The 22,139-nt window shown below is 66.8% G+C and carries 11 protein-coding genes and 1 riboswitch; of the genes, 5 read left to right on the top strand and 6 right to left on the bottom strand.

Translation table 11 applies throughout. The annotated features are described in order from the left end of the window. The first annotated feature begins 9 nt into the window (after positions 1 to 9). Positions 10 to 963, top strand: coding sequence for an asparaginase (locus A5636_RS19145; RefSeq protein WP_065160405.1), 954 nt, complete (start codon positions 10 to 12; stop codon positions 961 to 963). Here the strand turns inward: A5636_RS19145 and A5636_RS19140 are convergent. Then, positions 928 to 2,328: a DNA polymerase IV gene (locus tag A5636_RS19140; RefSeq protein ID WP_065160406.1), complete on the bottom strand. Its 1,401-nt coding sequence runs from the start codon at positions 2,326 to 2,328 to the stop codon at positions 928 to 930. The two genes, A5636_RS19145 and A5636_RS19140, sit on opposite strands and share 36 nt — an antisense overlap. A 232-nt stretch (positions 2,329 to 2,560) precedes the next feature. Here A5636_RS19140 and A5636_RS19135 point away from each other — a divergent pair, with 232 nt between their 5' ends. Continuing rightward, positions 2,561 to 4,201: a PE family protein gene (locus A5636_RS19135; protein WP_172827273.1), complete on the top strand. Its 1,641-nt coding sequence runs from the start codon at positions 2,561 to 2,563 to the stop codon at positions 4,199 to 4,201. A gap of 23 nt (positions 4,202 to 4,224) precedes the next feature. On the opposite strand, the gene ileS is transcribed toward A5636_RS19135, so the two are convergent. The 5 genes from ileS to A5636_RS19110 form a co-directional block, all read right to left on the bottom strand. After that, positions 4,225 to 7,473 (bottom strand): isoleucine--tRNA ligase, encoded by a 3,249-nt coding sequence (gene ileS / locus A5636_RS19130; RefSeq protein ID WP_081287881.1) that lies wholly within the window; start codon positions 7,471 to 7,473, stop codon positions 4,225 to 4,227. Between the two features lie 224 nt (positions 7,474 to 7,697). Continuing rightward, positions 7,698 to 7,943, bottom strand: a complete 246-nt coding sequence (locus A5636_RS19125; protein ID WP_065160211.1) for an Rv1535 family protein — start codon at positions 7,941 to 7,943, stop codon at positions 7,698 to 7,700. A gap of 277 nt (positions 7,944 to 8,220) precedes the next feature. Then, positions 8,221 to 8,390: riboswitch (M-box (ykoK) riboswitch) on the bottom strand. A 168-nt stretch (positions 8,391 to 8,558) separates the two neighbouring features. After that, a complete protein-coding gene (locus A5636_RS19120) occupies positions 8,559 to 9,683 on the bottom strand; it encodes an NAD(P)H-dependent flavin oxidoreductase (protein ID WP_065160210.1) in 1,125 nt (374 codons plus the stop codon). A gap of 10 nt (positions 9,684 to 9,693) precedes the next feature. Next, the gene (locus tag A5636_RS19115) at positions 9,694 to 10,278 is read right to left on the bottom strand and encodes a carboxymuconolactone decarboxylase family protein (RefSeq protein WP_065160209.1); all 585 of its coding nucleotides are present in this window, start codon (positions 10,276 to 10,278) and stop codon (positions 9,694 to 9,696) included. Positions 10,279 to 10,287: 9 nt separating this feature from the next. Continuing rightward, the gene (locus A5636_RS19110) at positions 10,288 to 12,039 is read right to left on the bottom strand and encodes an AMP-binding protein (RefSeq protein ID WP_065160403.1); all 1,752 of its coding nucleotides are present in this window, start codon (positions 12,037 to 12,039) and stop codon (positions 10,288 to 10,290) included. Between the two features lie 138 nt (positions 12,040 to 12,177). Between A5636_RS19110 and pks2 the strand changes: the two genes are divergently transcribed. The 3 genes from pks2 to A5636_RS19095 form a co-directional block, all read left to right on the top strand. Further along, on the top strand, positions 12,178 to 18,489 hold the full coding sequence (gene pks2 / locus A5636_RS19105) for a sulfolipid-1 biosynthesis phthioceranic/hydroxyphthioceranic acid synthase (RefSeq protein ID WP_437339845.1): 6,312 nt from the start codon (positions 12,178 to 12,180) through the stop codon (positions 18,487 to 18,489). Between the two features lie 60 nt (positions 18,490 to 18,549). Continuing rightward, positions 18,550 to 19,995, top strand: a complete 1,446-nt coding sequence (locus A5636_RS19100) for a condensation domain-containing protein (RefSeq protein WP_065160208.1) — start codon at positions 18,550 to 18,552, stop codon at positions 19,993 to 19,995. Positions 19,996 to 20,396: 401 nt separating this feature from the next. Next, a partial coding sequence (locus tag A5636_RS19095; RefSeq protein WP_253900650.1) for a type I polyketide synthase occupies positions 20,397 to 22,139 on the top strand: 1,743 nt, incomplete at its 3' end.

Genomic DNA, 22,139 nt, shown 5'->3' with positions numbered 1-22,139 from the left:
GATCCCCTGATGGGACGCGTCACCGTAATCACAACCGGAGGGACCATTTCGACTACTACCGGCGCCGACGGAGTGCGCCGGCCCGCTCACTCGGGCGCGGACCTCACCAGGGGACTCGTCAGTGACGTCATAGGCGACATAGACGTCATAGACGTCATAGACCTGATGGCGGTCGACAGCTCCGAACTCACACCCCCGGACTGGGACCGGATTCGTGACGCGATGGACACCGCGATCGCGGCGGGCCCGGACGGAATCGTGGTGGCGCACGGGACCGACACCATGGAAGAGAGCGCCTTGTGGCTGGAGCTGACGTACTCGGGTGAGGTGCCGGTGGTGCTGACCGGGGCGATGCGCAGTGCCGACGCGCCGGACGCCGATGGCCCGGCCAACCTGCGCGCCGCGGCGATGGTGGCGGCCCACCCTTCCGTCCGCGGGCTGGGCGTGCTGGTGTGTTTCGCCGGGCGGGTGCTGCAGCCGTTGGGGCTACGCAAAGCCGCGACGCAGGACCTCACTGGTTTCGCCGGGCATCTGGTGGGGACGGCCACCAACGATGTTGCGTTGACCGAGGCCAAGATTCGGCCGTTCGTGGGTGCCGTCCGGGCGGCCCAGGCGCCGCGGGTCGACATCGCGGCGGCGTATCTGGGCAGTGACGCCGTCGCGCTGGACGCCTTTGCCGCGGCCGGTGCGCGGGCGGTGGTGTTGGAGGCGCTGGGCTCCGGCAATGCCGGGGCCGCCGTCGTCGAAGGTGTCCGGCGACTCTGTCGCGCCGGGGTCACGGTGGCGGTGTCCACCCGGGTGCCCAGCGGGCGAGTGAGCGCCGGCTACGGACCCGGCCACGACCTGGTGCAGGCAGGTGCCGTGATGGTGCCGCAACTGTCGCCCCCGCAGGCCCGGGTACTGCTGATGGCCGCGCTGGCCGCGGGCCTACCCGTCGCCGACGTCATCGACCGCTGGGGGTGACGGTTCCTCGTCTCGCAATTGGTCGACGTACTCGGGCCAGTCCAGGCTGTCGACCGGGTTGCCCGCGACGAGGTCACCGGTGTCGAGTGGAAAGGTTCGGGCTTGGCCCGGCCCCGAACGGCGGGTCTCGAACCGCACAGTGACCACACCGTGCCCCGCACCTTGCACCCAGCCGTGCCCGAAGTCGCGATGCACTACGTCGTCCCCGACCCGCCACGACCCTTCGTCGCGCCCGGTCAGCAGCGCGGCCCGGATGGTCTCGAAATCCTGATGCGGCTCGGGCGTCGTGTCCAGCGCCGTTTCCGGCGTCAGGTCGAGATCGGAGAACAACGACTCCTGCCGGACATCGCTGAGGCCCGAAAAGCCAACGCCGAGTAGCCGAATCGGCCCGATCTGCACAGGATCCAACAACAATCGGCGTGCCACTGCGGTCAATGCGGCGGCATCGCCGGTCGCGTAGGGCAGGGTGGCCGAGCGGGTCAGCGTGCTCATGTCGGATTTCTTCAGTTTCAAGGTGACGGTGCGCGCCCCGCGGCCATCCTTGAGCAGCCGACGATGCGCGTGTTCGGCGATCGGTTCTATCGCTTCCCGTAGCTGGTCGAGGGTCGTCAGGTCGGTGGCGAAGGTGGACTCGGCGCTGATCTGCTTGGCCTCGGCCCGTTCGGCGACGGGACGATCGTCGATGCCGCGGGCCAGCCGGTGCAGCGCCGGCCCGATAGTGGCACCCAGGATGTTGGCGACTTCGGCGTCGGTGAGTGCCGCCAGTTGCCCGATCGTTTCGATGCCGAGTCGGTGCAACTTCTCCTCCGCGACCGGGCCGATGCCCCACAGCCGCCGTACCGGTAGTCCGCCGAGCAGCACCAGTTCCTCGTCGCGACCCACCACTCGGATCCCGTCGGGCTTGGCGAGCCCGGAGGCGATCTTGGCGATCTGTTTCCCCGAACCGGCGCCAACCGATGCCGTCAGACCGGTCGTCTCGCGGACCCGTTGGCGCAGTTGCTCGCAAAACGCCTCGGCGTCGGCCGCAGACGCCCCGACCAGCTGAGCCGGTTCACCGAACGCTTCGTCGAAGGACAGCTGCTCCACTACCGGCACCAGACTGCGCACGGTGTCGAACACCCGGCGGCTGGCCACGCCGTAGACCACCCCACGCGGCGGCAGCACCACCGCCGCGACCCCGACCTGACGACGGGCCTGGTGCATCGGCATGGCCGAGTGGGCGCCGAACACCCGCGCTTCGTAACTCGCCCCGGCTACCACACCCCGCCCGCCCAGTCCGCCGACCAGCACCGGACGCCCCCGCAGGGTCGGCCGGGTGAGTTGCTCGACGGAGGCGAAGAACGCGTCCATGTCCAGGTGCAGCACCCAACGGGACTCCACGAGTCTTGATGTTATTGGGCACCGCATGCCTGTCGTGTGCCCCGGGCAAGCGGGGTTCCGAACGGTCCATCCGGGTTTCAAACCCGGGAGATGCCGAGGAGAACGTCACCGCGACAGAAATATTGCGGTATACGCATGTTTAATAGCGTGTTTCCCGGCCATTACCTCTTTGAGCGCACGTGCGGTCAGCTATTGGCACTGGTCGAGGGAGATGGCTATGTCACTTGTTGTTGCTCCAGAGTGGATTGAAGTTGCTGCCCAGGAATTGGCAGGCATCCGATCGGCATTAACCGAAGTTTCGGAAACGGTCGCAGCTTCCACCACGTCCATCGCCCCGGCGGCTGCGGACGAGATCTCCGCCGCCATCGCCAGGGTTTTCGGCCAGTTCGGCGAAGAATTTCAGGCAATAAGTACCCGAACACAGGCGTTCCACGGACAGTTCCTCCGAGCGTTGAACTCGAGCGTCGCCGCCTATCTCAACAGTGAAACCGCAATCGTCGAGAGCCTGCTGGCTGCCGCGGCACCCGCCGCCGCGGGCGCTCTGCCAGCCGCGTCGATCCTGGACGGCCTTACCGGCGCGCTCAACCCCGGTGGCCTGCTGGGCGGCCTCGGCCTGCTCACCGGCGGCCTGCCCGGCCTCCCCGCATTGCCGAACCTCAACGCCCTGCTGCCGGGACTGATCGGGCCCGCCCCGGGCCCGACGCCGGTGAGTTTGGCCGCTATCACCGGGCCGTACGAACGGCTCGTGTCCAATACCATCAACAATCTTCAGAGCCTCGGCAACGGCTTGGCCGCCAACCCATTCCCGTTCCTGCGCCAATTCATCACCAACCAATCGAACTATGGGCACATCATCGCGACGGCCTTCTCGGACGCCGGGCAACATTTGAGCGCCGGCGCTGGGGCAGCCACGATCCTGGCTGATTTAGCGCCCATTGCGTCAATACCCGCCCGAATCGGACAGAACTTCGTCAACGTGCTGTCGACCCTTACCGATTTCTCCTACTCCGTCGGCACCAACATCAATCCATTGACAGTGGGATTGAATCAACTCGGCACCATGGAACTCGGGGCAGCGTTCTTCGGGTTCCCGATTGCGCTCGGCATCGACGCCATCGGTTCGCCGATCACCACGGGCAGCGCGATCGTTTCTGTCGCTAGCGCCTTCGGCAGCGCGATCCAGAGCGGGGACGGGTTCGGCGCGCTGGTGGCAGTCCTCACCGCCCCGGCGGTCGTCACCGACGGGTTCCTGAACGGCCAAGTCTCCTTCGGTCTGAGCCTGCCCGGGGTCAGTCTTCCGCTTGTAGGCGGCGTCGGCGGAGTTACGGTGCCGTTGACGGCGCAGATTCCGCTGGGCGGGATCCTCACCCCACTCGACGTCACGACGCTGGTGTCGAATCCACTAGCCAGCCCGACTCCGCTGTTGTCGGTCCCACTCGGCGGCACCCCCACCGGCGGCATTCTGCCCGGTCTGCTGCTGTACGCGCCACAACAACTGGCCGAGGCGATCGGTGCACCGCCGATACTCGGCCCGCTCGTTCCGCTGCCGGAAGTGGTTCTGCCGGGAATCGGTTCGCTGCCGAACCTAGCCGGCGTGGTGGACGGACTGCGCGGCGTGCTGGGCGGACTCGGCGGCCTGCCGGACTTGGGCGGCCTGCTCGGCGGACTCGGCGGCCTGCCGGACTTGGGCGGCGTGCTCGGCGGACTCGGCGGCCTGCCGGGGTTGCCCGCCTTGCCGGGCTTACCACCGTTGCTGCCTGGTCTGCCTTCGCTGCCCGGACTGCCGCTCCTGACCGGCGGAACCGGAACGACGTCCCTTCCGCCGCTGCTGGGTGGCGGCGGCATCCTGGGTCTGTAGAGCCAGGCCCAGCTAGGCCTGAGCTAGGCCTGAGCGCGAGAAATCGCCACCCGCACCCCGTCGCCGATGTCGACGCCCTCCGCTGGGTCGCCGAATTCGAAAGCGGTGGCCAGGATCTCGCCGGCGATCAGGTCGCGATGCGCACGCGCCCAAGCTTCGCGTTCTTCGGGTACCGCGATTACCACGCGGATGCGATCCGAGACGTCCAGCCCGGTCGTCTTGCGCAGCTCCTGCAGTTCGCGGATGCGGTCCTTGGCCCAACCTTCGGCCTCCAGCTCGGGCGTCACCGTGCCGTCCAACACCACCAGCCCCGCTCCGCCGGGCAGCGCCGCGGTGAATTCCGGGTCGGCGGCCACCAGCCGGGAACTGTATTCCTCGGGCTGCAGGACCGCCGGACCCGCGGTCAGGGTGCCGTCCGGGTTGACCACGCCCTCGCCGGCTTTGACGGCCTTGATCGCCGCCTGCACGTCCTTGCCCAGTCGAGGCCCCGCGACCCGCGCATTGACGGTGAGCTCGAAGCGTCCGTAGCTGTCGATGGCATCGGTCAGCTCGACTTCCTTGACGTTGAGCTCGTCCCCGATCAGGTCGGTGAATGGCCGCAACCGCTCTGGATCCTCCACCGCCACAGTCAATTTCGGCAACGGCAGGCGTACCCGTAGCTTCTTGGCCTTGCGTAACGAGGACGCCGCCGAACACACCTCGCGGACCTGATCCATCGCGGCCACCAAGTCGGCATCGGCGGGCAGTTCGGCAGCCTGTGGCCAGTCCGTCAGATGCACCGAGCGTCCGCTGGTCAGACCGCGCCAAATCAGCTCGGTGATCAATGGCAGCAGCGGAGCGGCCAGCCGAGCGGTGACCTCCAGCACCGTGTGCAAGGTGTCGATCGCGTCCGCATCTTCCACCCAGAACCGGGAACGCGACCGTCGCACATACCAATTCGTCAATGCCTCGGTGAACTGGCGCAGTTGCTCGCACGCCCCGGAGATGTCGCACACATCCAGCGCGGCGGTCAGTCCGTCACGCAGCACCGTCAGCTTGGCCAAGACGTAACGGTCCAGCACGTGCGTCGAATCCGTGCGCCAGGTACCGACTTTCGGCGCGTACAGGGCGAGGAAACTGTAGGCGTTCCACAACGGCAGCAACACCTGGCGCACACCGTCGCGAATACCCTGCTCGGTGACGATCAGGTTGCCACCGCGCAGGATCGGCGAGGCCATCAGGAACCACCGCATCGCGTCCGAGCCGTCCCGGTCGAACACCTCGGTCACGTCCGGATAGTTGCGCAGCGACTTGCTCATCTTCTGGCCGTCTGACCCGAGCACGATCCCATGTGCGACACAGGTTTTGAACGACGGCCGGTCGAACAGCGCGGTGGCCAGCACGTGCAGCGTGTAGAACCAGCCCCGGGTCTGCCCGATGTACTCGACGATGAAGTCACCCGGGTAATGACTGTCGAACCAGTCCGCGTTCTCGAACGGATAGTGCACCTGGGCGTACGGCATCGAACCGGAGTCGAACCACACGTCGAGCACATCGGTGATGCGGCGCATGGTGCTGTTGCCGGTGGGGTCGTCGGGATTGGGCCGGGTGAGTTCGTCGATGTAGGGACGGTGCAGGTTGTCCGGGCGTACCCCGAAGTCGCGTTCCAGCTCGTCCAGGCTGCCGTAGACATCGATCCTGGGGAACGCCGGATCGTCGGACTTCCACACCGGAATCGGCGTGCCCCAGTAGCGGTTTCGCGAGATGGACCAGTCGCGGGCGCCTTGCAGCCATTTGCCGAACTGCCCGTCTTTGACGTGCTCGGGATACCAGGTGATCTGCTGATTGAGTTCCACCATGCGATCGCGGAACTCGGTCACCCGCACGAACCACGACGAGACCGCACGGTAGATCAGCGGATTGCGGCAACGCCAGCAATGCGGGTACGGGTGCTCGTAGGTTTCGTGGCGCAGCAGCACCGCGCCGTTGGCCGCCGCCGGGCCGCTCTGGTTCTTCAGGTCGCGAATGATCTGCGGGTTGGCGTCGAAGACGTGCTGTCCCTGGTAATCAGGCACGGACGCATCGAAGCGGCCCTTCGCGTCGACCGGAGTGACCGGCACGATGCCGACCGGGTCGGTGGTCGCCATGTCGTCCTCGCCGTAGGCGGGTGCCATGTGCACCAGGCCGGTGCCGTCCTCGGTGGTGACGAATTCACCGGGTAACACCTGAAAAGCGTTGTCCGCGTCCATGAAATACGGGAACGGCGGCAGATACCGGGTGCCCAGCAGATCCGAGCCGGGAAACACCCGCAGCACCTCGGGCTCCTCACCGAGTTCGCGCGCATAGGCACCCAGCCGCGCCTCGGCAAGCACCACGCGCCGATCTCCGGCCTGCACTTCCACATAACTCACGCCGGGGTTCACCGCTACCGCCAGATTCGACGGCAGGGTCCACGGCGTCGTCGTCCAGATCAGCAGGTAGGCGCCGCCGAGTCCATTGTGTGAGTCACCACCTACCACCTTGAATCCGACGGTGAGTGCGGGGTCCTGACGGCTCTGGTAGACGTCGTCGTCCATGCGCAATTCGTGGTTGGACAGCGGCGTCTCGTCGCGCCAGCAGTACGGCAGCACCCGGTAGCCCTCGTAAGCCAGGCCCTTGTCCCACAGCTGTTTGAACGCCCAGATCACCGACTCCATGTAGGTGAGATCGAGTGTCTTGTAATCGTTGTCGAAGTCGACCCAGCGGGCTTGACGGGTCACATACTGTTGCCATTCGTCGGTGTAGCGCAACACCGATGCACGACAGGCGTCGTTGAATTCGGCAATCCCCATCGAGTCGATCTGGGACTTGTCGGTGATGCCCAACTGGCGTTCGACTTCGAGTTCGGCCGGCAAACCGTGTGTGTCCCAACCGAATCGGCGCTCCACCTTGTCGCCGCGCATGGTGCGGTATCGCGGCACGATGTCCTTGACGTAGCCGGTCAGCAGATGCCCGTAGTGCGGCAGACCGTTGGCGAACGGCGGCCCGTCGTAGAACACGTACTCCGCGGCCCCCTCCCGCCGGGCGATGCTGGCGCGGAAGGTGTCGTCGCGGAACCAGTAGTCGAGCACTTCGAGTTCGAGTGCGGGAAAGTCGGGTGCGCCGCTGGCCAGCTTGGGATAGGCCGTGTGCGCCTCGCCATCCAGGTTATTCGTCACGCGTCGTCTCCGGTGCCTCGGCAGTTCGGGCACGGGGACGACGATGCGCTTTTGCGCGAACGCCGCGGTACCACCCCGCTTGCCACGCTGACGCATGACCGCTCTGAACAGGCTGTGACGGGCCTACCCGTTCGGTTCTACTGAGCCAGTAAGGCTGTTCTTCCGAAAGCTCCCCGGTGATGGCCGGATCGACGCCAATGTGCTGATTCTAATGGACTCCGAGGGGTTAGCCGGCCGCAGGCGTACCTGAAGTCGGCTAACCCCTCGGAGTCTTGGGTTGCGCGCTTTCCATGCCGTTTTCGATGCCGTTTTCCATGGCGTTACGCCTGCACCTCGAGCACACCGATGCGCCACAGCGCGGCGTACATGTGCCGCAGCGGAACGGTGAGCAGGCGGGCAGCCCCGTCAACCAGCGGGTCGCCACCCATGCTGAATGCAGCCTCGACGCCGCTGGGCACCTTCTTGGGTGCCTTCTTGGGCAGTTCGGCGACGGGAAGGTCGCGCACCACGTGCAGGTGGGGCGCAGCGGGAACGGTTACTACTTCGTCGTACAGAGCAGCGGTCATGATCGCCTCCTAGCGGGAAACCAAACGGTGACAGGTGGACCTCAAAAGAATCTTGGTAAGTCCCATCCCGTTGCGGTTCCGCGCGTGGAAGGTGTGTGACGACTCAGCCGAGAGCGTCGCGCCGGAGACCGGTCAGGGACGAAACGTCCGGATATCGACCCGGACTGCCACTGGAACTCATGCGTCCCTCACCTCCTCTCGGTCACGACACGCGATACCCGCGCAGTCTGTGCGCGCACTTCAAGGAGAACAGAATTCCGGCGATCGCGCCGGAAAATCCGCACCCCACTCGTCAGAGCTTCGGCACTACCCGACGTGTCCGGTAAACCGGAAGCCACCTGGGCTCAACCCTTAATCCGGGAGGAGCTGTCCTGACCCGGGGCGTCTTTCGACGTTCGGGGTCAGTGGCCTATGTTCGTGTAGCCGCCTCACCTAACGAGGTGCTTGCCTGACCGATCATGCACGACCGACCCGGCTCGGTCAACGCGGCACTCCGCAGATTCGCGATCTGTGCGCAAACCCCATCCGGGCAGCCCACTCCCAAGCTTCTGAACTGCACCGATACCGTCGGGCAGGCCATGTGGGGAAGGTCACAGTCGGCACGCGCGGTCTTGTTCAGGCGTCGGAAAGCCCTTCCAGGCGCCCCACGGTCTCGATGTACTCCTCCACCATGTCCAGCACCACCGCGCGGGTCGGCCGCACCCGGTCCAGCGAGCCGACCACCTGTCCGACGAAATACGTCGCGAGTTCGCGAGCCTTGGACCCGGGCTGAGCCGCGGCCTGGTTGATGCGGATCTGCGAATCGGTGATCAATGCGGTCTGCAGCGGCATGCCCAGCGGGTTGGGCGTCTCCGGCCGTTCCCATTCCTCGGTCCAGGCCGTGCGCAGCATCCGCGCCGGTTTGCCAGTCATGGATCGGGACCGGACCGTGTCCGAGGACGTCGCGGCCAGAAACTTGTCTTTGACCACCGGCGCCGTTTCGGCCTCTTCGGTGGTCAACCACACCGATCCACACCACACGCCCTCGGCTCCCAGTGCCAATGCCGCCGCGATCTGGCGGCCGCGGGCGATGCCACCCGCGGCCAACACGGGTGTGGGCGCTACCGCGTCGACCACTTCGGGAACCAACACCATGGTCGCCACTTCGCCGGTGTGCCCACCAGCTTCGGTGCCTTGCGCGACGATCAGGTCCACACCGGCGGCTGCATGCCGGCGCGCGTGTTCGGTGGTGCCGGCCAGCGCGGCCACCAGGACGTCCTGGTTGTGCGCTCGTTCCACTAGGTCGTGCGGCGGAGGCCCGAGCGCGCTGGCGATCAGACGGATGTCGTGTGCAAATGCCACCTCGAGCAACGGTTCGTAGCCTTTGGGCGAGATATTGAGCCCACCCCGGATCGGCTCTTCGTCGGAGGCCGGTGCGGCGACGCCGTAGCGGTCCAGTAACTCATCGACGAACGCGCGGTGCTCCTCGGGCAGCAGGCCCTGCGCCTGTCTCGAGTTGATGCCGCCTTCATCGGCGCCGACGTACTTGGGCGGTAGTAGCAGGTCCACCCCGTACGGCTTGCCGCCCGTCTGCTCCTCGATCCAGGTCAGCTCGCTGTCCAGCCGGCGCGGGCTGTGCGCCGTTGCCCCCAGAATCCCGAACCCGCCCGCATTTGTCACGGCGGCCACGACGTCGCGGCAATGGCTGAACGCGCAGATTGGAAACTCGACGCCGAGCATTTCGGCCACCCTGGTTCGCATGCCGCCGACGCTACGCCGACGCGGGCGACCGCCCGTCGGGCGGCCAGCTAGCTACGCCCTCCTCCAGCGGAACCCGCAGGCTCTGCAGGATCGAAGCCACCATCCGCCACGCCCCGATGGCGGTGACCAGCTCGATGAGAACTGTTCTGTCGCCGCCGAATTCGCGCTCACACGCCGCCCAGCTCGCGTCGCTCACCACGCCGCCGCGCACGACGTCGTCGGTGGCGGCCAGCACCGCCCGCTCAGCGGCGCCGAACCCGTTGTGTGCCTGCCAATCCCGCACGCCGAGCAGATCGTCGGCCGAGACCCCGAGACGCGAGGCGACCCGCCAGTGCTGGGTCCACTCGTAGTCGCAGCCGGTGAGCCAGCCGATCCGCATGATCGCCAGTTCGCGCAGTCTGCGGTCGAGGCTCCCGTGCCACAGCATGGTGGCGAGCAGATCGTTGAAAACCCCGGCCAGGCGCGGATGGTTGAGCAGCATCTGGAAGATGCTCAACTCGGCCATGTAATCAGGTACGCCGGCTTCGTCGGCGGCAGCCTTGGCCTCCTCGACTGGCAGCAGCGGTATCCGAGGCGGATTATTGGCGTGGGTCATGGAATTCGATCAGGCGTCCAACCGGGCGAACGCCTTGTCCTGATACATCTGCACCGACTGTTGCCGCCTGATCTTGCCGCTGGTGGTGATCGGAATCGAACCGGGCGACACCAGCACCAGGTCGGCCACGCTCAGGCCGTGCGAATCGAAGATCGCGGCAGTGATGTCGCGCTTGAGAACACCCAACCGCTCGGCCAGATCGTCGGCGGATTCGTCCTTGCGCTGCTTGATCTCGATGATGGCGGCGAGCTTCTCCACCCCATCCTGCGGAACCGCGATCGCCGCGCAGCGGCCGGCGCTGATCTCCTGAATGGTCGCCTCGATGTCGTCCGGAGAGTGGTTGCGCCCGTAGACAATCAGCAGGTCCTTGATGCGGCCCATGATGAACAACTCGCCACCGGAGTAGAAGCCCGAATCCCCCGTCCGCAACCAGGGCCCCTCCGGGGTGCCCTCCGGCGGGTCGACGATCGTTGCGCCGAATGTGTGCGCGCTTTCGTCGGGCTTCTGCCAATAGCCCGATGCGACGTTGCCGCCCTGCACCCAAATCTCGCCGACCGAGCCTTCCGGGCACTCGACTCTGGTATCGGCGTCGACGATACGAACCAGCTGCGACGTCGGCACGCCGTAACTGACCAGCGGTGTGCCGCTACCGCGTTCGACTCGCAGGGCTTTGCCGTCCGGCAGTTCCTGAGTGTCGAAATCCACGATCTCGGGTGGATCACCCGGTCGGCGGGTAGCGATGTATACCGTCGCTTCGGCCATCCCGTATGCCGGCCGCAGCGACTTGGGGGTCAGGCCGAACTTGGCGAACCGGTCGGCGAACCGCTGCAATGTAGCGGGCTGCACTCGCTCGCTGCCGTTCAGCATGCTGTGGACAGCACCGAGATCGAGTCCGGCCATGTCCTCGTCGGAGGTCTTGCGCACCGCGATCTCGAAGGCGAAGTTCGGGCCGGCGGTGATCGTCACACCGTGGCGCGCGAGCAGTTGCATCCAGCGGGCCGGTCGTTGCAGGAAAGCCACCGGGCTGGTCAGCAGCGTGTGCCGGCCGGCCAGCACCGGCATGATCGTTCCGAGAAGCAGACCCATGTCGTGGTACAGCGGCAGCCACGACACCACATCGAGATCCGCCGGTGGGGCTCCGCCCTCGTTGACGAAGAAGTCGCCCATGATCTGGCCGAAGTTCGCGAATACATTGTCGTTCGACACCGTGACGCCGGCCGGGGTACGGGTCGATCCCGACGTGTACTGCAGGTAGGCAGTCGTCGATCCCTCGTCGGCGCCACGCACCGGCCGCGACGACGGCGGGCGGCCGTCCAGGTCCAACCGGTCCACCTCGATCAGCGCCGGCGCACGTTCTCCCGCGTGCGGGTCGAGGCATTCCCGGACGTTGTCGATCGCGGCCGACGTGGTCAGCACCACCGTGGGCGAGGTGTCGCTGAGGACCGAAAGGGTTCGCTCGTCGTGGGCGCCGCCATGTGGAACCGAGAGCGGCACCGCAATCATCCCGGCCTGCAACGCGCCGAGAAACCCGACAACATACTCGAGACCCTGCGGGGCAAGGATCAACGCGCGGTCGCCGGCCGATCCGGATCCCTTGATCTGCTCACCCACATTGAGGGTGCGCCGGTGCAGCTGCGCCCACGTCAACGTCTCCGGGACGCCCTCCCAGTCCTGGTCGAAGTCGACATAGGTGAGGGCGCGGCCGTTGGGATTCAGGCTTGCGCGCTCGCGCAGGATCGCAGGAATAGAGGAGCCAACCACGGGATCGCACACTACCTGCAGAAGGACCGCTCACGTGGTCCGTATGCCGGAAGTCAGCCCGGCCCGCGTCCTGGCCGCAACAAAAACATCGGCGCGTTGATGCCCGGCCACATGGTGCTGAACAGCGAAGATGACCGAGTGGATCAGCGACAGGCCACCCCGGTCGCAGTCATCGGCATGGCCTGCCGACTCCCCAACGGCATTGACTCCCCGGACAAATTCTGGGGAGCCCTGCTGCGCGGCGACGATCTGATCACCGAGGTGCCGACCGAACGCTGGGACCCCGACGACCACTATGACCCGGAGTCCGGCGTGCCGGGCCGCTCGGTCTCGCGCTGGGGCGGTTTCCTGGACGACGTCGCCGGTTTCGACCCCGAGTTCTTCGGCATCAGCGAGCGCGAGGCCACTTCGATCGATCCCCAGCACCGCCTGCTCATGCAGACCTCGTGGGAAGCGGCGGAACACGCCGGGCTGCCGCCGAACTCGCTGAACGACTCGCTCACCGGCGTGTTCGTTGGGATCTGCCATGACGACTACGCCCACGTCACCAATGCGGCGGGCGCATTGGGCGACGCTTACGGGTTCACCGGCACCGCGATGAGCATGGCGTCCGGGCGGGTGTCCTACGCCCTCGGGCTACGTGGTCCGTCGATCACCGTGGACACCGCCTGCTCGTCCAGCCTGGTCGCGGTGCACCTGGCGTGCCGCAGCCTGCACGACCGGGAGAGCGAACTGGCCCTGGCCGGTGGTTGCATGGTGATGCTGGAACCACAGATGTATGCGTCTGCGTCCGGACTGGGCATGCTCTCCCCCACCGGGCGATGCCGGACGTTCGACGCCGCGGCCGACGGGTTCGTCCGTTCGGAAGCCTGCGTCATGCTGTTGCTCAAGCGTCTGCCCGACGCACTGCGCGCCGGCGACCGCATCCTCGGCGTGATACGAGGCACCGCGACAAATCAGGACGGTCGCACTGAAACCATCACCGCACCAGCACCGCACGCACAGGTCGCGGTGTACCGGGCCGCGCTGTCCACAGCCGGCGTCGACCCCACGACTGTCGGCTTGATCGAGGCACACGGCACCGGGACCCCATTGGGCGATCCGATTGAATACGCAAGTCTGGCAACAGTTTACGGTGCCGCCGGCAGTTCCTGTGCGGTTGGTTCGGCCAAGAGCAACCTCGGCCATACGGAGGCGGCTGCGGGTGCGGTGGGAGTCCTCAAAGCGATTCTCTCCCTGCAGCACGGCGTGGTGCCATCGATGGCACACTTCACCGCGCTGCCCGAGGAACTGGCCGCGATCGACACCGGACTCTTTGTACCGCAGACCGTTACAGCATGGCCGAATAAACGTGGCCCGCGACGGGCCGCGGTGTCGTCGTATGGAATGTCGGGCACCAACGCGCATGCGATTCTCGAACAGGCACCCGAACCCACGCCGCGGCCGTACTTGGTTGACACCGCACCGGCACGGTTGTTCCCCATCTCGGCCAGCTCAGCCGGCGCGTTGCGACAGACGGCTCGGCGGCTGGCCGACTGGACCGAGAGCCACGACGTCGCGCCGTCGGATCTGGCATATACCCTGGCGCGCCGACGCACGCACCGCCCGGTGCGCTCCGTGCTGATCGCAAGCACCACAACGGAACTGACCCAGCGGCTGCGCGAATTCGCCGCTGCCGACGATCCGCTGCACAGCGCCGTCGGCCGTGACGACAGCGGACCGGTGTGGATCTTCTCCGGACAAGGTTCGCAGTGGGCGGCGATGGGTACCGAATTGCTCACCACCGAGCGGGCTTTCGCCGCCACCGTCGCGGTGCTGGAACCCCTGATCGCGCGGGAATCCGGCTTCTCGGTAACCGAAGCCATCACCGCACCGCACGCCGTGACCGGCATCGACCGCGTGCAACCGACACTGTTCGCCATGCAGGTCGCGTTGGCCGCGGCGATGGAATCCCATGCGGTGCGGCCCGGCGCGGTGATCGGGCACTCGCTCGGAGAAGTGTCCGCGGCCGTCGTTGCGGGCGCATTGTCGCTGGAAGACGGTGTGCGGGTCATTTGTCGCCGCTCGCGGCTGTGCACCCGCCTCGCCGGTGGCGGCGCCATGGCGGCGATAGAACTCCCCGCGCAACAGGTCCGCGAGGAACTGTCCCGGCGCGGCATCCGGGACGTGGTCATCGCCGTCGTCGCATCGCCGCAGTCCACTGTTATTGGCGGCACAACCCGGACCGTTCGCCAACTCGTGGCGATGTGGGCAGAACGCGACGTCCTGGCCCGCGAGGTCGCCGTCGACGTCGCGTCGCATACACCCCAGGTCGACCCGATCCTCGACGAACTCTCCGATGTGCTACTCGGCCTGAAACCGCAACCGCCGCAACTCCCTTACTACTCCGCGACGCAGTTCGACCCGCGCGAACAACCGACCTGCGACGCCCGTTACTGGGTGGATAACTTGCGGCATACGGTCCGCTTCGCCGCAGCGGTGCGGGCTGCTCTCGAGGATGGGCACCGGGTGTTCGGCGAGTTGTCCCCGCACCCACTGCTGACCCGTGCAGTCGAGCAAACAGCTGCGGGCCTGGACATGCCGGTGGCTGCCATCGCGGCAATGCGGCGCGGGCAGCCGGCACCGGACGGCCTGCGGCCCCTGCTGATCGATCTGCACAACGCGGGCGCGGCGCCGGATTTCGGCCGGCTCTTCCCGGACGGGCAACTGGTGGACGCGCCGCTGCCGGCATGGGCGAACCGGCACTTGCTGCTCACTGCCACCGCACGTCAGGCAACCGACAAGTCCGCCAATAGCGGTGCTGCGCATCCACTTCTGGGTGCGCACGTACGCCTGATGGAACAGCCGGAGCGACACGCCTGGCAGGGCGACATAGGGATGGCGAAGCTGCCGTGGCTGGCCGATCACCAGATCAACCACGTTGCCGCCGTGCCCGCCGCGGCCTACTGCGAGATGGCCTTGGCCGCGGCCGCCGTGGTGCTGGGCAAGCGCTGCGAGATCCGGGACATCCGATTCGAAGAAATGCTCCTGCTCGACGACGAAACTCCGATCGGCGCCACCGCGACAGTGGAGCTATCCGGCGACGTCACCTTCTTAGTAGAAACCGACGCGGGCCTGGCGGAAACCGACGCGGGCCTAGTAGAAACCGGCGCGGGCAAGGGGGAAACCGGCGCGGGTGCAGGACAAGTACGGCGTGTGAGCGCAACCCTGCGCCCAGCCGTGGCCGATCCACCCCCCGCCCACCACCTCGGCGCTTTGCGGGCGGCTCATCCGCGCCGCCTCGACGGCGACGGCCTGCGCGAGTGGTTTGGCCAGCGCGGCGTGCGGCTAGGAACCGCGTTCAGCGGTCTGGCCGCGGCGTTCGTGGCCGAGGGCGCCGTCAGCAGCGTGCTTTGCGAGATCGCTCCGCCCCGCTCGATCCGCGCCCAACAAAGCGGGTATGTCCTCCACCCCGCACTGTTGGACGCCTGCTTCCAGTCCGTGGCGGCCCACCCCGCCGTTCGAGCGATGGGATACGGCGGCTTGCTGCTGCCGTTGCGCGTGCGCGGACTGCGTTCCTACGCGTCGCGCTCCTCGTGGAACGCAACCCACTGCTACACCACGGTGACCGTCTGCGGCGGCAACGTCGAGGCCGACATCGACGTCATGGACGAACGCGGGAATGTGGTGGTGGCGGTGCGGGGCCTGCTGATGGGCACCGGTCGGTCCGAGCGCGCCGACCGCGACCGGTTGCTCGGCGAGCGCCTGCTGACCATCGACTGGCAGCTGCGTGAACTACCAGCGGTACGGGGGCCGGCCGGAAATTGGTTGCTGATAACGACTTCGGGCGATGACCGGGAGGCGGGCGCGGTTGCCGGCGCGTTGCGACGAGATGGCGCGCACTGCACCGTAATGCGCTGGCGGCGTGATGCCGGCGTGCTGCGCTCCGAGCTCGCAACCGGCGGATACCACGGCGTGGCTGTGCTCGCCGGGCCACCGATACAGCCGATGCAGCCGCAAGACAGCAACCGCGTCGTCCGTGACGTGATCCACATCGCGCGCGAATTGCCCGACATCCGCGACGAGGCGCCCCGGCTTTACGTCATCACCCGCAGCGCCCAGGCGGTGCTGCCGCAGGACCAGGTCAACCTTTCGCACGCTGGTCTGCGCGGCTTGCTGCGGGCGATCGGCGCCGAACATCCTTACCTGCGCACCACTCACATCGACGTCGACGCCCATACTCGTGCGGAACTCATTGCGGCCCAACTTCTTTCGGGCATCGACGAGGACGAGACGGCGTGGCGGGACAACCAGTGGTTCACCGCCCGTCTGTGCCCGGCTCCGCTGCGCCCAGAGGAGCGGATGACCACCGTGGCCGACCACCGATGTGACGGCGCGCGGGTGCGTATCCGTGCGGCCGGCGACCTCCGGACAATCGAGCTCGTCCGGACCGGGCGAATTCCGCCGGGTCCGGGGCAGATCGAGGTCGCGGTCAACGCGTCCAGCCTCAACTTCGCCGACGTACTCACCGCATTCGGCCGCTACCCATCCTTCGACGGCCGACCACCAGAGCTGGGCCTGGACTTCGCGGGGATCGTCACCGCGATCGGACCCGACGTCACCGAACACAAGATCGGCGACCGTGTAGGCGGGATCTCACCCGACGGCTGCTGGGCGACATTCGTCACCTGCGACGCCACACTGGCGGTGCCGCTGCCACCTGGACTGACTGACGAGCAGGCCGCCGCGGTCACCACCGCGACAGCCACCGCTTGGTACGGCCTGAACGAGCTGGCGCGGATCAAAGCCGGCGACCACGTGCTCATCCACTCCGCCACGGGCGGAGTCGGGCAGGCGGCCGTCGCCATCGCGCGCGCCGCCGGAGCCGAGATCTATGCCACGGCAGGCAGCACGAAACGCCGAGACTTGCTGCGCGGCATGGGAATCAACCGCGTTTACGACTCCCGCAGCACCCGGTTCGCCGATCAGATCCGCCGCGACACCGACGGTTACGGCGTCGACATCGTGCTGAACTCGCTGACTGGTGCCGCCCAGCGGGCCGGGCTGGACCTATTGGCCTTCGGCGGCCGCTTCGTCGAGATCGGCAAACGCGACATCTACGGCGACACCAAGCTGGGCCTGTTCGTCTTCCGGCGCAACCTCTCCCTGCACGCCGTCGACCTGGCCTTGCTGGCCCGTACCCACCCGCAACGCGTGCACGCCTTGCTGAGCGAGGTATACCGACTCACCGCCGAGGCGGCCTTGCCGTCGCCGCAATGCCAGCATTACCCACTGGCCTACGCGGCCACTGCTATTCGGTCGATGAGCGCCGCCGAACACAGCGGCAAGTTGATCTTGGACATCCCGCGCACCGCGAGCAGCACCGTCGCGGTGCCACCGGAACAGGTTCCGGCATTTCGCCGGGACGGTTCCTACATCGTCACCGGCGGCCTGGGTGGTCTCGGACTCTTCCTCACCGAACAGATGGCGGCGGCCGGTGCCGGCCGCATCGTGCTCAACTCACGCTCAGCGCCAAGTCAAAACGTCTTGGAGACAATCGAACTCGTCCGGGCAACCGGTGCGAATGTGGTGGTCCAATGCGGAGACATCGCTGACCCGGCAACCGCAGACCGGCTGGTCGCGGTGGCGACCGCCACCGGGATTCCGTTGCGCGGTGTGCTGCACGCGGCCGCAGTGGTCGAAGACGCGACCCTGGCCAACATCACCGACGACTTGCTGAACCGGGACTGGGCTCCGAAGGTGCACGGCGCGTGGAACCTTCATCAAGCTACCGCCGAGCAGCCACTGGACTGGTTCTGCTGCTTCTCCTCGGCGGCGGCGCTCTTCGGTTCCCCGGGGCAGGGAGCCTACGCCGCGGCGAACAGCTGGCTGGACGGCTTTGCCCACTGGCGACGTGCTCGCGGTCTGCCGGCCGCGGCCATCGCCTGGGGAGCGTGGGCCGAAATCGGCTGCGCCGCAGCACTGGCCGACTACGGCGACACCACCATGATCGCTCCCGACGAGGGCGCGCACGCATTCGACACCCTGCTACGCCACACCCGTTGCTACACCGGCTACGCCCCGACGTCGGGATCCCCGTGGCTCACCGCCCTGACCGAACGTTCCGTGTTCGCTGAAATGTTCCGTGCCACTGGGCCGCACGGGCAATACGGCAGCGAAATCATGCGGTTCCGCGCCGACCTGCTGGGGCTGCCCTGCGACGAATGGCCGGCCCGGCTAAGACGTTTGGTGTCCGAACACGTCGGCCTGATCTTGCGCCGCAGTGTCGATCCGGACCGGCAGCTTTCACAGTACGGTCTCGACTCGCTCGGAAACCTGGAGCTACGCACTCGAATCGAGACGGAAACCGGAATACGTTTCGGCTCTACCGATATCACCACCGTCCGGGACTTGGCGCACCGGCTCGGGGAGAAACTCGCACCCCTGCAGGACGCTCCGGTGTCAATGTGAGGGTCCGCCGCCGGTACGAAATACCCTGAGAGCGGCGAAGAGGAGCGCGATTTGGTCGTCATGGGCCACCTGGGTCTCGGGACCGTCGGTGACTGGGCCCCAACACCCGGCTCGGTGTGGGTCTGGAGCCCTACACCGGAATCGCTGCGCAAGGCGCGGCAAGCACCGGCTAGTGCGGTGCCGCCGAGCTATATCCAGGCCCGGCATCTGCGGGGTTTCCGCGAACAACGGCTGCGCGGGCTGGATATGTCGCGGCTGCTGGTGATCGCCTTCGATATCAGCGGCCAATGCGACATCCGTGCCATGACCTACGTCTTCACCGCTCACCTGCGTCGACACGACACCTATCGCAGTTGGTTCGAGTTCACCGACGGGGACTGTATCGTCCGGCGCACGATTGCCGATCCCGCCGATATCGAGCTATCGGCGGTCGAGCGCGGCCGGCTGACGCCGCAGCAATGGCGGCACCATCTCCTGGCGACGCCGAGCCCCGTGGAATGGGACTGCTTCCGATTCGCGATCATTCAGCGCGACGACCACTTCACCGTATGCATCAGTGTCGACCATCTGCACGTCGATCCGATGTTCATCGGCGGGGTCTTCGAAGAGATCCGGGCCATGTACAACGCCCTGATGGACGGCGAAGGGCCGATCGCGCTTCCACCGGCCGGCAGCTATGCCGACTATTGCCTGCGCGAGCGCGCCTACACCTCGGCGTTGTCGCTGCAATCGCTGGAGATCCGCCAGTGGGTCGAGTTCTTCGAGGACAACGGCGGCTCACTGCCTTCGTTTCCACTGCCGCTCGGCGACACCGCGACGCTGACCAGCGGTGAAGTGCTGTCGCTACGGCTGCTGGATGCCGATCAAACCGCGCGATTCGAAGGCGTCTGCACCAAGGCCGGTGCCCGGTTCAGCGGAGGTGTGTTCGCCTGCGCGGCCCTGACCCAATACGAACTGACAGGTTCAGACACCTACTACGCCGTCACGCCCATCGGAACCCGCAGCACACCCGCCGAATTCCTCACCACGGGCTGGTTCATCGGGCACGTCCCGTTCGCCGTCCCGGTCAGCTCTACCTTCGGCGACACAGCCCGTGGTGCCCAGATGGCGTTCGATTCCAGGACCCACCTGGCCCGTGTGCCGTTCGAGCGGGTTTTGGAGCTGGCACCCTGGCTCCACAAGCCGGTGCCGGGCAGTGGCTTCCCGATGCTGTCGTTCCTGGATGGTGGCGTGCCGCCGTTGTCCGCGGTGATCGCCACCCAGCTCGGCCGGATGAACAGCCGGGCATTCAGCGACGGCCGGATCGCCGCGCGGGTCTGCATGTGGGTCAACAAGTTCCACGACGAAACCACCGTGACTGCGTCCTTCCCCAGCAATCCGGTTGCGTATGAATCCATCGAGCGGTACCTACAGACCCTGCGATCGGTCTATCGCCGCGTGGCCGATGGCCGCGAATTTTCGCTGCCCGGCGGCCCGGCCCGGCTGCGGTCTCAGACCCCCGCGTAGTGCGTCGAACCTCGACGTCAGGTAGGGAAGGCCAGATCGGGCGCCTGTCCTCCCGGACCGTCGCCGGCACTCCCCCTCCCGGCGCCTGAGCGCCGTGATCAGGCAGTTTACTGGCGTCTGACACTGGAAACCCGCTGGCCGTGTTGCCGCGCGGGCGTCGGCGGAATCATCTTTTTTTGTACGTACGCACGATTTTCCATGACGAGTCGGGCCGAGCGGCTACGCTGCTGATCACGCCAACTATGACGTTGCCGTTGAAGTGTGGGGGTCGATCGGTGCATTCGCTGCTGCCGGTTGCCCAGGCGCGGGCAAGAGCTCATCACGAGCTCATCACCGTGCGGCGAAGGAGATGAAGAACAACCGTGGATAGGACACGCGTGGAACCGGTTGCTGTGGTTGGGATGGCGTGCCGGCTGCCTGGCGGGATCACCTCACCGGACCAGCTGTGGGAAGCACTGCTGCGGGGCGAGGATTTCGTCACCGAGGTTCCGCCCGACCGCTGGGACATCGACGAGTACTACGACCCCGAGCCGGGTGTACCGGGGCGTTCCCATTGCAAGTGGGGCGCGTTCATGGACAACCTCGGTGACTTCGATCCCGATTTCTTCGGCATATCGGAACGAGAGGCCATCGCCATGGATCCCCAGCACCGTTTGCTGCTGGAGACCTCGTGGGAGGCCATGGAACATGCCGGCTTCACCCCGGCCCAGATGGCTGATTCGCTGACCGGAGTGTTCATCGGCTTCACCCACGCCGACTACCAGTTCGTCCAAGCCGAGACCGGCACCCTGGAGGGTCCGTACGGCAATACCGGCACCAACTCCTGCATGGCCTCCGGTCGCGTCTCCTACGCCTTGGGGTTGCGCGGCCCGGCCGTCTCCGTGGACACCGCGTGCTCCTCCGGCCTGTTCGCCGCACACCTGGCCGCTCGCAGCCTGAGCGAGGGCGAGAGTGACCTGGCATTCGCCGGCGGCGTGTACGCGATGCTCGAACCGCGCCGGTTCGCGTCCGGTTCGGCCAACGGCATGCTGTCGGCCAGCGGTCGCTGCCATGCGTTCGACGTCGAAGCGGACGGTTTCGTCTCCGGCGAGGGCGCGGTGGTCCTGCTGCTCAAGCGCCTCGCGGATGCGCGCCGCGACGGTGACCGGATTCTGGCCGTCGTGCGGGGAACCGCCGCCAACCAGGACGGCCACACCGTCAACATCGTGACGCCGTCGGCCGAGGCGCAGGAGGCGGTCTACCGCGCGGCATTGGCTGCCGCCGACGTCGACCCCGCCACCGTCGGGATGGTCGAGGCGCACGGCCCCGGCACCCCGGTGGGTGACCCGCTCGAATACGCCAGCCTGGCCGCGGTCTACGGCATCGACGGCCCTTGCGCCGTCGGGTCGGTGAAGACCAACTTCGGCCACACCCAGTCCACCGCCGGCGCGCTCGGACTGATGAAAGCGATTCTGGCCGTGCAGCACGGGGTCGTCCCGCAGAACCTGCACTTCAACACCATGCCGGACACCATTGCCGAGATCGACACCAATCTCTTTGTGCCGCAACAGGTTACATCTTGGCCAATCAGCAATGACGGTCAGCCGCGCCGGGCTGCGGTGTCGTCCTACGGCATGTCGGGCACCAACGTGCACGCCCTGGTGGAGCAGGCACCCACACCCGAAGGCCAACCGGTGCACCCGGACGGCCACAGCGGTCTGGACGGCGTGCTGGTGTTCCCGGTATCGGCGAGTTCAGAGGAGGCGCTGCGCGAAACCGCCGGGCGCCTTGCCGATTGGATCGATGTTCAGGACGATCTCGCGGTTTCGGATCTGGCGTACACGCTGGCGCGCCGGCGTGGGCATCGGCCGGTGCGTACTGCGGTGCTGGCCGGCACCGCCGACGAGTTGGGCGCGGCACTGCGCGAGGTCGCCGACGGTGAGACGCCCTACCCGCCCGCAGTGGGCCAGGACGACCGCGGGCCGGTCTGGGTGTTCTCCGGTCAGGGTTCGCAATGGGCCGAGATGGGCAAGGACCTGCTGGAAAACGAACCGGTGTTCGCCGCCACGATCGCCGAGGTCGAACCGTTGATCGCCGCCGAGTCCGGTTTCTCGGTCACCGAAGCCATGACCGCACCGGAGAAAGTCACCGGCATCGACCGGGTG

This window comes from Mycobacterium asiaticum, from assembly GCF_001673315.1.
GTDB classification, from domain to species: Bacteria; Actinomycetota; Actinomycetes; order Mycobacteriales; family Mycobacteriaceae; genus Mycobacterium; species Mycobacterium asiaticum_B.
Note: the sequence above shows the minus strand (reverse complement) of the source record. Positions and strands in the feature narration are given on the sequence as shown.